The organism is Scandinavium sp. M-37 (assembly GCF_043558715.1).
Lineage (GTDB): Bacteria > Pseudomonadota > Gammaproteobacteria > Enterobacterales > Enterobacteriaceae > Scandinavium > Scandinavium vulneris_A.
Genome location: NZ_JBIGIN010000018.1, coordinates 1 through 13233, shown reverse-complemented (window position 1 = coordinate 13233; position 13233 = coordinate 1). Strand labels below are relative to the sequence as shown.

The 13233-nt window shown below is 55.0% G+C and carries 12 protein-coding genes and 1 pseudogene; 7 read left to right on the top strand and 6 right to left on the bottom strand.

Features of this window, described 5'->3' with window-relative positions:
• Together ACG0Z5_RS14185 and paoA are read right to left on the bottom strand one after the other, a co-directional pair.
• A complete protein-coding gene (locus ACG0Z5_RS14185) occupies positions 1-951 on the bottom strand; it encodes an FAD binding domain-containing protein (RefSeq protein WP_394448281.1) in 951 nt (316 codons plus the stop codon).
• Entirely contained in the window at positions 948-1499 is a 552-nt protein-coding gene (paoA, locus tag ACG0Z5_RS14180; RefSeq protein ID WP_394448279.1) for an aldehyde dehydrogenase iron-sulfur subunit PaoA, read from the bottom strand. Before paoA ends, ACG0Z5_RS14185 begins: the two co-directional genes overlap by 4 nt.
• A gap of 560 nt (positions 1500-2059) precedes the next feature.
• Here paoA and ACG0Z5_RS14175 point away from each other — a divergent pair.
• Positions 2060-3613, top strand: a complete 1554-nt coding sequence (locus tag ACG0Z5_RS14175; RefSeq protein ID WP_394448277.1) for a peptide MFS transporter — start codon at positions 2060-2062, stop codon at positions 3611-3613.
• Positions 3614-3777: 164 nt separating this feature from the next.
• Entirely contained in the window at positions 3778-5475 is a 1698-nt protein-coding gene (locus ACG0Z5_RS14170) for a GGDEF domain-containing protein (protein ID WP_394448275.1), read from the top strand.
• Positions 5476-5563: 88 nt separating this feature from the next.
• Here the strand turns inward: ACG0Z5_RS14170 and ACG0Z5_RS14165 are convergent, their stop codons facing one another.
• From ACG0Z5_RS14165 to ACG0Z5_RS14155, 3 genes are all read right to left on the bottom strand, one after another.
• Positions 5564-6706: an HlyD family secretion protein gene (locus tag ACG0Z5_RS14165; protein WP_394448273.1), complete on the bottom strand. Its 1143-nt coding sequence runs from the start codon at positions 6704-6706 to the stop codon at positions 5564-5566.
• Positions 6706-7083 (bottom strand): DUF3302 domain-containing protein, encoded by a 378-nt coding sequence (locus ACG0Z5_RS14160; RefSeq protein WP_394448271.1) that lies wholly within the window; start codon positions 7081-7083, stop codon positions 6706-6708. The genes ACG0Z5_RS14165 and ACG0Z5_RS14160 overlap by 1 nt, the downstream gene beginning before the upstream one ends.
• 231 nt (positions 7084-7314) lie before the next feature.
• Positions 7315-7668: a hypothetical protein gene (locus tag ACG0Z5_RS14155; protein WP_394448269.1), complete on the bottom strand. Its 354-nt coding sequence runs from the start codon at positions 7666-7668 to the stop codon at positions 7315-7317.
• Between ACG0Z5_RS14155 and tauA the strand changes: the two genes are divergently transcribed.
• Genes tauA through tauD form a run of 4 tightly spaced genes read left to right on the top strand, consistent with a single transcriptional unit; the run spans position 7651 to position 11064 of the window.
• A complete protein-coding gene (gene tauA, locus ACG0Z5_RS14150; protein WP_394448267.1) occupies positions 7651-8613 on the top strand; it encodes a taurine ABC transporter substrate-binding protein in 963 nt (320 codons plus the stop codon). The two genes, ACG0Z5_RS14155 and tauA, sit on opposite strands and share 18 nt — an antisense overlap.
• 11 nt (positions 8614-8624) lie before the next feature.
• The gene (gene tauB, locus ACG0Z5_RS14145; RefSeq protein ID WP_394448265.1) at positions 8625-9392 is read left to right on the top strand and encodes a taurine ABC transporter ATP-binding subunit; all 768 of its coding nucleotides are present in this window, start codon (positions 8625-8627) and stop codon (positions 9390-9392) included.
• Complete coding sequence (tauC, locus tag ACG0Z5_RS14140) at positions 9389-10216, top strand: taurine ABC transporter permease TauC (protein WP_394448263.1); 828 nt, start codon at positions 9389-9391, stop codon at positions 10214-10216. Before tauB ends, tauC begins: the two co-directional genes overlap by 4 nt.
• On the top strand, positions 10213-11064 hold the full coding sequence (tauD, locus tag ACG0Z5_RS14135) for a taurine dioxygenase (protein ID WP_394448261.1): 852 nt from the start codon (positions 10213-10215) through the stop codon (positions 11062-11064). Before tauC ends, tauD begins: the two co-directional genes overlap by 4 nt.
• A 45-nt stretch (positions 11065-11109) precedes the next feature.
• On the opposite strand, the gene hemB is transcribed toward tauD, so the two are convergent.
• On the bottom strand, positions 11110-12084 hold the full coding sequence (gene hemB, locus ACG0Z5_RS14130) for a porphobilinogen synthase (protein ID WP_394448259.1): 975 nt from the start codon (positions 12082-12084) through the stop codon (positions 11110-11112).
• Positions 12085-12468: 384 nt separating this feature from the next.
• On the opposite strand from hemB, the pseudogene ACG0Z5_RS14125 reads away from it, so the two are divergent.
• A pseudogene (locus ACG0Z5_RS14125) lies at positions 12469-13143 on the top strand (autotransporter outer membrane beta-barrel domain-containing protein); the annotation flags it as partial.
• Positions 13144-13233 lie beyond the last annotated feature (90 nt).

The following is a 13233-nucleotide window of genomic DNA, read 5'->3' as shown; positions in this document are numbered from 1 at the left end:
TCAGGCCCTCGCTTCGGTCAGCACTGAGGCGAGCGTGCGCTTCGCCAGAATGAGCTTGAATGCATTTTCAGCGGTGGGATGCGCGCTGGCGAACAACCTGTCATACACCGCCTGCGGCCCCTGCGGGATAGCCGCATCCGCCTCGTCAAGGCGCCAGGGTTTAGGGGCAACGCCGCCCAATGCTACGCGGCCACTGCCGTCCGGCTGCACGATGGCGGCCACTGACACCAGGGCAAAAGCATAGGAGGCGCGGTCGCGCACTTTACGATAAATGTGCGTCCCCCCGGTGGGAGCGGGCAGCGTCACCGCGACAATCAGTTCGCCCGGTTGAAGCACCGTTTCCTGATGGGGCGTTGAACCCGGCGTCAGGTAAAAGTCGGCGAGGGGGATTTTTCGCTCAGCGCCGTCCGGGCTCACGGTTTCCACCACCGCATCCAGCACCCGCATGGCGACCGCCATATCACTGGGGTGGGTGGCGATACAGGCGTCACTCCCGCCGACCACCGCGTGCTGGCGGCTGAACCCGTCAAGTGCGGCACACCCGCTGCCGGGGGAGCGCTTATTGCATGGCTGGTTGGGGTCGTAAAAATAGGGGCACCGCGTGCGCTGGAGAAGATTGCCCGCGGTGGTGGCCTGATTGCGTAACTGACCCGACGCCCCGGTGAGCAGCGCTCTGGAGAGCACCGCATAGTCGCGACGGATCGGTGGCGCGGCGGCCAGGTCGGTATTACGTACCAGAGCGCCGATGCGTAACCCGCCTTCGGAGGTGGCTTCAATCCGGTCCAGCCCAAGGCCATTAACGTCAATCAGATGCGTGGGTGTCTCAATTTCCAGCTTCATCAGGTCGAGCAGATTGGTGCCACCGGCGATAAATTTTGCCCCAGCGATACGCCGTGCGCTGGCCGCCGCTTCCGCTGGCGTTTTGACGCGTTCATAGGTAAAAGCTTTCATGGTTTCAACTCCCCGGCGGCGTCTTCAATGGCGGCGAGCATGTTGGCATAAGCCCCGCAGCGGCAGATATTGCCGCTCATCCGCTCGCGAATTTCTTCGGCGGTCATCTCTGGGGGGGAAACCAGGTCGAGCGTGACATGGCTGGGCATGCCGTCTTTGATCTCCTGTACCATCCCTACCGAGGAACAGATTTGCCCCGGGGTACAGTAACCACACTGGTAGCCATCATGCTCGATAAAGGCGGCCTGCATCGGATGGAGATTATCGGGCGTGCCCAAACCTTCAATGGTGGTGATGTCGGCATCCTGATGCATCACCGCCAGCGTCAGGCAGGCGTTTAGCCTGCGGCCATTGACCAGTACGGTGCAGGCTCCGCATTGGCCATGATCGCAGCCTTTTTTGCTGCCGGTCAGGTGCAGATTTTCACGCAGCGCATCCAGCAGCGTGGTGCGGGTGTCGACCTCCAACTGATAACGTTTGCCGTTGACGTTAAACGCGATGGGAAGGTGCTCAGGCGTTGGGGTCACGAGGGATTCAGGGCTGCTCATGCCAGGCCTCCAGTATCGAAGTGAAAAAAGAAAAGCGAACTGCTGCACTGCTATGGATTTTTTAAACGTTAAGCATAGTCGGCACTGGGGTGGGGATTATTCTTAAAACGTCATAAGCGTCATGAAGTGAGGTCATCACTCCCCGGAGAGGGGCGAGGGCAGAATGCGCAGTTAGCCGTTTATCGGACTCCGCGTCGGGATTTAAAACTAACCTGCCATTTCAATAATTGTTTTACGGTTATTGTTGGCATGGTTATGCAGTGTAAACGTGTTAGTAATGGGCGTATCTATTTGTAATAAAAGTGAAAATAAGCTTGTTTTTGTCAGTATCGGCCTGTCAATCACTTTTCCGCTCTGACAAACTAAAAATCTACAAAACTAGACAATCGTCGAATTTTTATCTTAAAGTCCCAGGGTTGGTACTAGACAAAACCACTGACCAGTTATCAAATGGTTAAATAATATCTCGCAGAATGTAAAAAGAGCAGTCGGTTCGAGAAAGGGCTGCCCTGCATTTCGCTATTTTTGAGCATCACAACACGCTTTCTTTGGGAGAATTTATGCAATCTTCTGTTCACAAAAACGAGAGTCGGACCTTCTTCGGGCATCCGTATCCGCTCGGCTCGCTGTTCTTCACGGAAATGTGGGAGCGCTTCTCGTTTTACGGTATTCGTCCGCTGTTAATCCTGTTTATGGCGGCCACCGTGTATGACGGCGGTATGGGTCTGGCGCGTGAAAATGCCTCGGCGATCGTCGGGATTTTTGCCGGTAGCATGTACCTGGCCGCGCTGCCGGGTGGCTGGCTGGCGGATAACTGGCTCGGTCAGCAGCGGGCGGTGTGGTACGGCTCAATCCTGATTGCGCTCGGTCATCTGTCGATTGCGCTGTCGGCGATGATGGGCGACAGCCTGTTCTTTATCGGCCTGATGTTTATCGTGCTGGGGTCGGGTCTGTTCAAAACCTGTATCTCGGTCATGGTCGGAACCCTGTATAAAAAGGGCGATGCGCGTCGCGATGGCGGCTTCTCGCTGTTTTATATGGGTATCAACATGGGCTCGTTTATCGCGCCGTTGATCTCCGGCTGGCTGATTAAAACCCACGGCTGGCATTGGGGCTTTGGTATCGGTGGTATCGGGATGCTGGTGGCGCTGGTTATTTTCCGCCTGTTTGCCGTGCCGGCAATGAAACGCTACGACAGCGAAGTCGGTCTGGACTCCACCTGGAATAGCCCGGTGGCGAAGAAAAACGGCGTGGGTGCCTGGCTGCTGGCGCTGGCCGTTGGCGTGGCCGTGGTGGTGGCGCTGATTGCCCAGGGCGTGATTGTCATCAATCCTGTCGCCGTTGCCAGCGTGCTGGTGTATGTGATTGCCGCCTCGGTAGCGCTGTACTTTATCTACCTGTTTGTGTTTGCTGGCCTCAACCGCAAAGAGCGCGCCCGCCTGCTGGTGTGCTTTATTCTGTTGGTGTCGGCGGCCTTCTTCTGGTCAGCCTTTGAGCAGAAACCCACCTCATTTAACCTGTTTGCCAATGACTACACCAACCGTATGATCGGCGATTTTGAAATCCCGGCCGTGTGGTTCCAGTCTATTAATGCGCTGTTCATTATTCTGCTGGCTCCGGTGTTCAGCTGGGCCTGGCCGATGCTGGCGCGTAACAACGTGCGCCTGAGCAGCATCACCAAGTTCGTTATCGGGATTCTGTGTGCGGCAGGGGGCTTTGGCCTGATGATGCTGGCGGCGGAAAACGTGCTGACCAACGGTGGCGCGGGCGTGTCCCCGTTCTGGCTGGTGGGCAGTATCCTGATGCTGACCCTGGGTGAACTGTGCCTCAGCCCGATTGGTCTGGCGACCATGACGCTGCTGGCCCCGGAAAGAATGCGGGGTCAGATGATGGGCCTGTGGTTCTGCGCCAGCGCGCTGGGTAACCTGGCGGCGGGCCTGATTGGCGGCCATGTGAAGGCCGACCAACTGGATATGCTGCCGGATCTGTTCGCACGCTGCTCCATCGCGCTGCTGATTTGTGCGGCGGTACTGGCGGTGCTTATCGTGCCGGTGCGTCGTATGCTGGCGAATGCCCAGGTGAAAACCGAGCCCAAACCGGTGGCGAATGCCTAAGTAACGCTGTTCGCCCGGCGGCGCTGCTTTGCTTGCCGGGCCGACAATCTCGATAGCCTTCTGCTATCCAATTAACCGAATCCGCTGAAAAATCATCCATAATCTGTCACTAATCTCCACGCCTGCGTTAGACTTAGGCCTATCTGTTGTTCTTTGCTGACATAATGAAAAAACTCAAAAAAGCCTCGTCTTCTGCCAACGTCCTTCGCTATCTGTGGGGCTCAACGGCTGCAACGCTTATTCTGACCTCGATTCTTTCCTGGTGGTTGCTTTCCGGCTCCTGGTCGGCATGGCATAGCGCGCGCAATAACGTGATTCAGTTCGATAATTTTTACCAGGTGCTGCTGGTCTCTAACGATCTGGCGAGTGAACGTGCTTTTGCCAATGAGTTGGTGCTGAGCCCGCAAGAGAAGAAAGCGCAGGCCGGGGCTTCACTGGACAACAGCCGCCAGATAACGGACCGCGACCTGGCGAAGATCCCTGCCGATTTACTCTCTCCGGCGCTGCTGCGTGCCACCATCGAACAGCTCAAACCCGCGCGGAATAAAGTGGACCAGTTCCGTGAAGCGACCCTGAGCGATCCGGTTGTCGCCCAACGTGCCATTGATAGCATGGTCGCCGCGACCGATTTTTATCATCAGGCTCTGTTCCGTCGTACCTCAGAATTTCTGCTGTTAGAACCTTCGGCGCTGGGGCCGATTTTGCGGGCCCAGGCGCTGGGTGAACTGCGTGATGCCACCGGGCGTCTGGGGTCACAGTTGATTATCCCGGTCGCCACCCACACGCCTATCCCGCTCGGTAATATTGAAGCACTCAGCCGCGGCAAGGAGCGTATTGCCGTGCTGTGGTGGCTGCTGCGTACCCAGGGCGCTGAGGCTGACTATTTACCGGGCTTTATGCAGCAGCTCGAGAGCACGCGCGATCAGTTTGAGAAACAGGGTGTGGCGATGATCGATACCCTGGTGACCGAAAGCGAGAGCGGTCAGCCTTACAGCGTCGATGCTGCGAGTTTTGCTACTCGTTATCACGCCAGCCTGGGATCGTTTAATGAGCTGCTCGACACCTATCTGGCGGGGGTGAAGAAGCATTATGTTTATACGGAACAACAGGCCCTGCTGCACCTGATGATGGTGGTGGTTATCCTGATCGTTCTCTACCTGCTGGCGATGGGACTCATCTTTTACGTACGCTCCCGCGTGCTGCGACCGATTCTGCGCCTGAATGAAATTGCCACCGGGATTATCGCCGGGAAACAGCAAGATACTCTGATGAATGACAGTACCGCCGAAGAAGTCCAGGAACTTTTCTCTTCGCTCGGGACGCTCGGCGATAAGCTGCGGGAACAAACGCGGCTGAGTAAAAAGCTCCAGCGCCAGTCGGAGGAAGATCCGCTCACCAATTTGTTTAACCGCCGGGCATTTGATGCGCTGGGCGGGAATCTGCTCAAGCTGGCGAGTCCTCAGCAGCCCGCGTGGCTGATCATGATGGATGTCGATCACTTTAAGTCGATCAACGATACCTGGGGGCATCCGACCGGCGATAAGGTGCTGGTACAGTTGGCGACGACGCTGAAAAAATTCAGTCGTCCTGGGGATGTGATCGGGCGTCTGGGCGGGGAGGAGTTTGCGGTGATGTTCTGCACGCCAGGCCATGAAGACATCACCGGATACACTACCCGCATTCAGAACGAAATTCGCCGTCTGCGTTTCGAAGGGCCGAAGGGCGAACCGTTTTCGATTACCGCCAGTTTTGGCGTGGCATCCGGCTGGCAGCAGGCGTTAAGCGATATGCTGGCGCAGGCTGATGCGGCGCTGTATGAAGCCAAAAACAGCGGACGAGACCGGGTGTGCGGTCTGCCCTGATGCTCTCGGTGTCCCTGTTTTTTAGGGTGTGCATTTACGCTCCCATAACGGAAAGGCCTCCCGCCAGCGGCGGGAGACGGAGTGCGGATTAGTGGTCGAGGAAGACGTAGTTTTCCCAGCTTGCCATGCGAATCAAAATTTTACGAATCAGCGACAGCTCTTTGAAGTGGCCGGAGTAGATGGCGATTTCGACCTGCGAACCCTGCGGCAGTTGATACTCTTCCAGACGCGGATCGGTAGCTCTGACCTTAACCAGAACCCGGCCCTGATTGGCCACATCCGCGGTGGTCAATAGTTTGCCCTGGCCCTGGAACTGGCTCTCACCAATCGCGGGCAGGACTTCGACCACTTCGCCACTGAACACGGTGCCCGGAATCGATGGGAACATCAGCTCTGCCTGATAGCCAGGCTGTAGCCGCTGAACCGAGTTCTGACGGAAGGCCGCCACGTACATCTTCTGTGATTCGGCATCGACCGGCACAAACGTCATGACTGGTGCCAGACCCAGCGCGGTGGACATGGTGCCCTCACGCAGACCGACGGTACTGACGTAACCCGCCGCCGGGGCGCGCACCACGGTATTATCGAGCTTAAACTCGGCTTTACGCAGTTGTGCTAACAATGAGGCAACTTTGGTATTTTGCCCGTTCACCACTGAGTTCAGATTGTTTTTGGCCTGTTCAACCTGCGCCTGTGCGGCGGTGACGGCGGCTTCGGTCGCTTTGTACGTCTGGCGACGGGTATCGACCATCTGATCGGAAAACGCGCCTTTGGCGTGGCCTTCGTTATAACGGGCAAACTCACGTTGTGCTTTGTCGCGGTCGGCAATGGCTTTGCTGAGTGAGGCTTGCGCCTGCTTAAGTCCGGAATCCAGCGACAGCGCGTTCTGACTGGCTTCTTTCACCTGCGCCCGCAGATCGTCCACTTTGGCCTGGAATGGCGTAGGATCGATGCGGAACAGAACATCGCCCTCTTTCAGCATCACGTTCGGTTTAACCGGGACGTCAATCACCCGGCCACGAACCTGAGAGACAATCGGCACCGTCTGGTAGGCCTGCTTGCCGACATTACTGAATGGGTAGTTATAGTTCATCACCAGAATAACCACCGAGATAAAAATAATTCCTCCAAGTACGGCGGTTGGTACCGTCCATTTATTCAGAGGAATCTTAAATACTTTAAAAATAACCACGCAGCATGCGGCGTAACAAAGCAATAATAATGTTTCCATTATTTTTCCTCCTTGTTAATAACCGTCGGTTGAGCAATTTTACTTACATTTTTGATGTCGTTTAGCTCGGTTTTTAACTGATCCATCTGCATCAACAGGTGCGCCATTTGCTGATGCATACTCTGTTGGTCCTCGCTGATTCGATGCATTCCCCAGCCCCTGTCGTCACGCCAGAGCGTCGCCCAGATCCACAGGAATGGCCACAGCGCATGTAGCGTGAACAGGCTTACCCAGCCCGCATAATGAATCGCATCCTGATGGGGATGATTACGTTTCTTTGCAATTTCATAAGGAATATCGTGGATAGCGATAATTCCGTAAAACAAAATAAGAATCACCGCAGTCAGTATTGCCAGGGCGACATAGTCCAGGGGCATGATTTAAAACTCCTGCAATAAAACAGAATTGGAGATAGCACGTTGGGGAAGTATCCTTCAGGGTACAGAAGACCATAAGGTTTGCCTTTGAACAAATACACAGTAATTCAAAATTAAATTATGATGGTTATTTTTAAAACGAAGTGGTTATTATTTAAGTGGGAAGCGAAAATTAATTCAAAAATAAATTTTGGCAGGGGTGACTGATCAGCCAGTAAAAAAACGCCCTCCTCAACCCTGCACCACGGCAAGGGCTGAGGCGAAAGGGTGAAGCTCCCCCATGCAATCAGGCTTTTGGCTGACGGCAAGTTTGTTACGGACGGCACATGCTGAAAGAAAGTGATGCAGGAGGTTCGTATGGCCTGGCGACCCTTTCTTTTTTTGATAACCACACCCCATCCGCTCCTGTCTCGTCGTCGGGGAAAGTTGGCTCTGGTGCGTAAGAACGAATAAGCTTTGCCAGTTTTTTTCTAAAAACAGAATGGCATTAGCCAGAATTTTTAATTCCTTTATCAATTTTGCGCTGCCGGAAATACTGCGCCCATGACAACAAGGGGAGCAGTCACCATGGCACGCGTATCGCATCTTTCATTCCTGGCCGCATTGGCCTTCATCACCTCTCAGGCACAGGCGGTAAACGTCACCGTGGCTTACCAGACATCCGCCGAGCCTGCCAAAGTCGCTCAAGCTGATAACACCTTTGCGAAAGAGAGCGGGGCGACCGTCGACTGGCGGAAGTTCGACAGCGGGGCGAGCGTGGTGCGTGCGCTGGCCTCCGGCGATGTGCAAATCGGCAATATCGGCTCCAGCCCGCTGGCGGTCGCCGCCAGTCAGCAGGTGCCGATTGAAGTGTTCCTGCTCGCCTCACAGCTCGGCAATTCCGAAGCGCTGGTGGTGAAGAAGAACATCACTAAGCCGGAAGATTTGATTGGCAAACGCATCGCCGTGCCGTTTATCTCCACCACCCACTACAGCCTGCTGGCCGCGCTGAAACACTGGGGCATCAAACCAAATCAGGTCCAAATTGTGAATCTGCAGCCCCCGGCGATTGTCGCCGCCTGGCAGCGCGGAGATATCGACGGGGCGTATGTATGGGCACCCGCCGTCAACGCGCTGGAAAAAGACGGCACGGTGCTGACGGATTCAGCCAAAGTGGGCCAGTGGGGGGCGCCGACCCTGGATGTGTGGGTGGTGCGTAAAGATTTTGCTCAACAGCACCCTGAGGTGGTCAAAGCCTTTGCCCGTAGTGCGATTGAAGCCCAGCGTCCTTATATCGATAACCCCGACAGCTGGCTGCAACAGCAGGCCAATCTGCAAAAGCTGGCGAAGCTGAGCGGCGTGCCGGAAGCCGACGTGCCGGGGCTGGTCAAAGGCAACACCTATCTGACCGCCAGCCAGCAGGCACAGCAGCTTAATGGCCCGGTGAACAAAGCGATTGTGGATACCGCTCAGTTCCTGAAAGAGCAGGGCAAAGTGCCCGCCGTTGCCGCCGATTACAGCCAGTATGTGACCGACAAATTTGTGAAATAACGGAGGCCACCATGCTGCAACTCTCCCATCTCAGCGCCGACTACGGCGGAAAACCGGTGCTGGAGGACATTTCGCTCAGCGTCGATCGCGGTGAACTGCTGGTGGTGCTCGGTCCGTCGGGTAGCGGTAAAACCACGCTGCTGAATCTGGTGGCCGGGTTCCTGCCGTATCACTCCGGGAGCATTACCCTGAACGGCGTGGCGGTTAACGGACCAGGCGCTGAACGCGGGGTGGTGTTTCAGAATGAAGGGCTGCTGCCATGGCGCAACGTGCAGGATAACGTGGCATTTGGTCTGCAGCTGGTGGGCTGGGATAAGCCCGCGCGGCTGGAGATTGCGCGGCAAATGCTGAAGAAAGTGGGGCTGGAAGGGGCGGAAAAACGTTTCATCTGGCAGCTTTCCGGCGGGCAACGTCAGCGGGTGGGGATCGCCCGCGCACTGGCGGCCGATCCTCAGCTATTACTGCTCGATGAGCCCTTTGGTGCGCTGGATGCCTTTACCCGGGAACAAATGCAAACCCTGCTCCTGCGCCTGTGGCATGAAACCGGTAAACAGGTGCTGCTGATAACTCATGACATCGAAGAAGCGGTGTTTATGGCTACCGATCTGGTACTGCTTTCCGCAGGGCCGGGGAAAGTGACCGAACGGCTGTCGCTGGATTTCGCCCGCCGTTTTGTCGCCGGGGAATCCTGTCGCAGCATCAAGTCCAGCCCACAGTTTATTGCCCAGCGCGAATACGTGCTGAGCCGCGTGTTTGAACATCGGGAGGCTTTCTCATGAGCGTTGTGGCGAACGATAAACCGCGCCGATTGACCTTCAGCTGGCGCTGGCCGCTTTCGCGTCATCTGACGCTGAGTCTTTCCACGTTGGCGATACTGCTGGCCCTGTGGTGGGCGGTTACTGCCTTACAGCTTATTGCCCCACTGTTTCTGCCCCCGCCGGGGCAGGTGCTGCAAAAACTGCTCACTATCGCCGGGCCGCAGGGATTTATGGATGCCACGCTGTGGCAGCATCTGGCGGCGAGCCTGACGCGCATTCTGATTGCGCTGCTGGCGGCAGTGACGATCGGCATTCCCGTTGGGATCGCCATGGGGCTGAACCCTACGGTGCGCGGCATTCTCGATCCGTTAATTGAACTGTATCGACCGATTCCGCCGCTGGCCTATTTACCGCTGATGGTTATCTGGTTCGGTATCGGCGAGACCTCGAAGATCCTGCTTATCTATCTGGCGATATTCGCGCCGGTGGCGATGTCGGCCCTGGCAGGCGTGAAAAGCGCACAGCAGGTTCGCCTGCGGGCGGCGCAGTCGTTAGGTGCCAGCCGGACGCAAATCCTCTGGTATGTGATTTTACCGGGCGCACTGCCAGAGATCCTGACCGGATTACGCATCGGGCTCGGGGTGGGCTGGTCCACGCTGGTGGCGGCAGAGCTTATCGCCGCCACCCGCGGGTTAGGATTTATGGTGCAATCCGCCGGGGAGTTTCTGGCGACCGATGTGGTTTTAGCCGGGATCGCGGTGATTGCCGTTATCGCTTTCGCTTTAGAATTGGGGCTGCGGGCGCTGCAACGCCGCCTGACGCCGTGGCATGGAGAAATGGCATGAGTGAGCGTTTAAAAATTAGCCCGCTAGGGCCCTATATTGGCGCGCAGGTTTCCGGGCTGGAATTAACCCGTCCGTTAAGCGATAACCAGTTTGAACAGCTGTATCATGCGGTGCTGCGCCATCAGGTGGTTTTCCTCCGTGAGCAGCCGATTACCCCGCAGCAGCAGCGCGGTCTGGCGCTGCGTTTCGGTGATCTACACATTCACCCGGTGTATCCGCATGCCGAAGGCGTGGAAGAAATTATCGTGCTCGATACGCACCACGATAATCCGCCGGATAACGATAACTGGCATACCGATGTGACCTTTATCGATACGCCGCCCGCCGGGGCGATTCTCGCGGCTAAACAGCTCCCGGAAAATGGGGGAGATACCTTGTGGACCAGCGGGATTGCAGCGTTCGAGGCACTCTCCGCCCCGCTGAAAGCGCTGCTGAGCGGCTTACGGGCCGAGCATGATTTCCGCAAATCCTTCCCTGAGTGGAAGCATCTGAAGAGCGAAGCAGAGCATCAGCGCTGGCTGAATGCGGTGGCAAAAAATCCGCCGTTGCTGCATCCGGTGGTGCGTACGCATCCGGTAACTGGCAAGCAGGCGTTGTTTGTCAATGAAGGGTTTACCACCCGGATTGTGGACGTGACCGATAAAGAGAGCGAGGCGCTGCTGGGCTTTTTATTCGCCCACGTGACAAAACCGGAGTTTCAGGTCCGCTGGCGCTGGCAGGAAGGGGATGTGGCGATTTGGGATAATCGGGTGACGCAACATTACGCTAACGCGGATTATCTGCCGCAGCGGCGGATTATGCATCGTGCGACCATTCTTGGGGATAGGCCGTTTTATCGGGCCAGTTAATGATGGAAGACTAGCCCGGCGACGCAATGCCGCCGGGCTGGCGAATTAACGCAGAATTTTCTTCTCAGCCAGATCGAGCGCGAAATAGCTGAAGATCAGGTCCGCCCCCGCACGCTTAATCGCGCCCAGACTTTCCAGAACCACTTTTTCTTCGTCAATAGCGCCCGCCTGTGCGGCAAACTTGATCATCGCGTATTCACCGCTCACCTGATAAGCCCCGAGTGGTAATTCTGTCCGTTCCCGGATATCACGCAGAATGTCCAGATAGGCACCTGCCGGTTTGACCATCAGGCAATCTGCGCCTTGCGCTTCGTCGAGAAGTGATTCACGGATCGCTTCACGGCGATTTAACGGGTTCATCTGATAGGTTTTACGATCGCCTTTCAGCGCAGTCCCGGCAGCTTCACGGAACGGGCCATAGAAGGATGATGCGAACTTGGTGGAGTAAGACATGATGGCGGTGTCGGTAAATCCGGCGGCGTCCAGCGCCTGACGAATCGCCTGAACCTGACCGTCCATCGCTGCCGACGGGGCAATGAAATCAGCGCCTGCCGCAGCGGCGACCACTGCTTGCTTGCCGAGATTCGCCAGCGTTAAATCGTTATCCACGCCATGATCGCACAACACGCCACAGTGACCGTGCGAGGTGTACTCGCAGAAGCAGGTGTCCGACATGACAATCATTTCTGGCACGGTTTGTTTGCAAATTCGCGACATGCGCGCCACCAGGCCATCTTCTTTCCACGCGTCGCTGCCGGTGGCATCGGTATGGTGAGAGATACCGAAGGTCATCACCGAGCGGATCCCTGCATTGGCAATGCGTTCTATCTCGCGGGCAAGATGTTTTTCCGGGATACGCATGACGCCAGGCATCGCTTCGATAGCCTTATAGTCGTCAATCTCTTCTTCAACAAAGATAGGCAGCACCAGATCGTTAAGGGTCAGTGATGTCTCTTCAAACATAGCGCGCAGCGCAGCGGATTTGCGCAGGCGGCGAGGGCGAGTGATCAAATCTGTCATGATAGGCCTGATGTTAATGGGACAATCACACGAGTTTACCCTAACCAGGGAGGAAATGTTTCACGAAAGTGGTGGTTATGTATTCGTTGTATTTTAATCTTCGGATGTATATATATATCAAATGGGTTTTAACGGTTTAATAACGGAACTAATAGCATTATTTTATGGGTGTGATGTTTGTTATTCATGTGAATGGAGAAAGTAATTGTTACCGTGATTCGCCTCTCATTTTTATCTTTGTTTTGTATTTTTTATGGGATTGTCCACAATCAAACTTTCCGCAGAGAATAATTGAACTATTGCATCACGCGAAAGCATAATCCCCCGGCAATTCTAATTTGTATTGATGGATTAACGAAATTACGTCCCTGGGAGGGATGACAGATGCACTCATGGAAAAATAAAACTGCGCTATCACAAATAGCATTAGCCTGCACTTTGGCAATCGCTTCTCAGGCAAATGCAGAAATTTATGATACTTTCACTTACCACGATGACGCCAATACCGCTTATAGCTGGGGTGATTGGGGCAATACCGACCCTCTCAATTATGTGGGTTACAGTGGTTATATTTATAATAATGCAGCAAACGGTACTTACGATCAGAACTTCAATGGTGATGTCGTAAATGGCGTTGTTTCAACATATTACCTGAATAATGACTATGCAGCGGGTACAGATAATACGCTGAATATATCCAACTCCACTATTCATGGCATGATTACTTCCGGAAAAGTTTACGGCAGTAACGGCGATGGTGATGTCGACACCAATGGTTACGGCTGGAATAACGGTACCACTGTTGATTACAAATGGAATGATGGTGATGTATTTACTCTGAATATTGCCAATTCAACGATTGACGATGATTACGAGTATTTCTACTTTACCGATTCCTATCTGGATGCTGACAAAGGGAAAACCAAAGATCATCGTCTGGGCTTCGCTGATATCGGCACGGCGGTTACGCTGGATGTTGAAAGCAATATCAACATCAGCGGCAACTCACATGTTGCGGGCATCGCTCTGTCACAAGGTGACACCAGCAACGCTGATTACACGGTAATCCCCCCATTTTTAACGGAGGTGATAAGTAGAATCAGTTCATGCGCTGAATATGCTGCATCGGCGTGAAGCCATTCAGTGCCA

Excerpts from the sequence above, each read along its gene's own strand:
- ACG0Z5_RS14155 (WP_394448269.1), bottom strand. The coding sequence starts at position 7,668 with ATGCGATACGCGTGCCATGGTGACTGCTCCCCTTGTTGTCATGGGCGC.
- hemB (WP_394448259.1), bottom strand. The coding sequence starts at position 12,084 with ATGACAGATTTGATCACTCGCCCTCGCCGCCTGCGCAAATCCGCTGCG.
- ACG0Z5_RS14185 (WP_394448281.1), bottom strand. The coding sequence starts at position 951 with ATGAAAGCTTTTACCTATGAACGCGTCAAAACGCCAGCGGAAGCGGCG.
- tauC (WP_394448263.1), top strand. The coding sequence starts at position 9,389 with ATGAGCGTTGTGGCGAACGATAAACCGCGCCGATTGACCTTCAGCTGG.
- ACG0Z5_RS14160 (WP_394448271.1), bottom strand. The coding sequence starts at position 7,083 with ATGCCCCTGGACTATGTCGCCCTGGCAATACTGACTGCGGTGATTCTT.
- ACG0Z5_RS14165 (WP_394448273.1), bottom strand. The coding sequence starts at position 6,706 with ATGGAAACATTATTATTGCTTTGTTACGCCGCATGCTGCGTGGTTATT.
- ACG0Z5_RS14175 (WP_394448277.1), top strand. The coding sequence starts at position 2,060 with ATGCAATCTTCTGTTCACAAAAACGAGAGTCGGACCTTCTTCGGGCAT.
- tauD (WP_394448261.1), top strand. The coding sequence starts at position 10,213 with ATGAGTGAGCGTTTAAAAATTAGCCCGCTAGGGCCCTATATTGGCGCG.
- tauB (WP_394448265.1), top strand. The coding sequence starts at position 8,625 with ATGCTGCAACTCTCCCATCTCAGCGCCGACTACGGCGGAAAACCGGTG.
- tauA (WP_394448267.1), top strand. The coding sequence starts at position 7,651 with ATGGCACGCGTATCGCATCTTTCATTCCTGGCCGCATTGGCCTTCATC.
- ACG0Z5_RS14170 (WP_394448275.1), top strand. The coding sequence starts at position 3,778 with ATGAAAAAACTCAAAAAAGCCTCGTCTTCTGCCAACGTCCTTCGCTAT.
- paoA (WP_394448279.1), bottom strand. The coding sequence starts at position 1,499 with ATGAGCAGCCCTGAATCCCTCGTGACCCCAACGCCTGAGCACCTTCCC.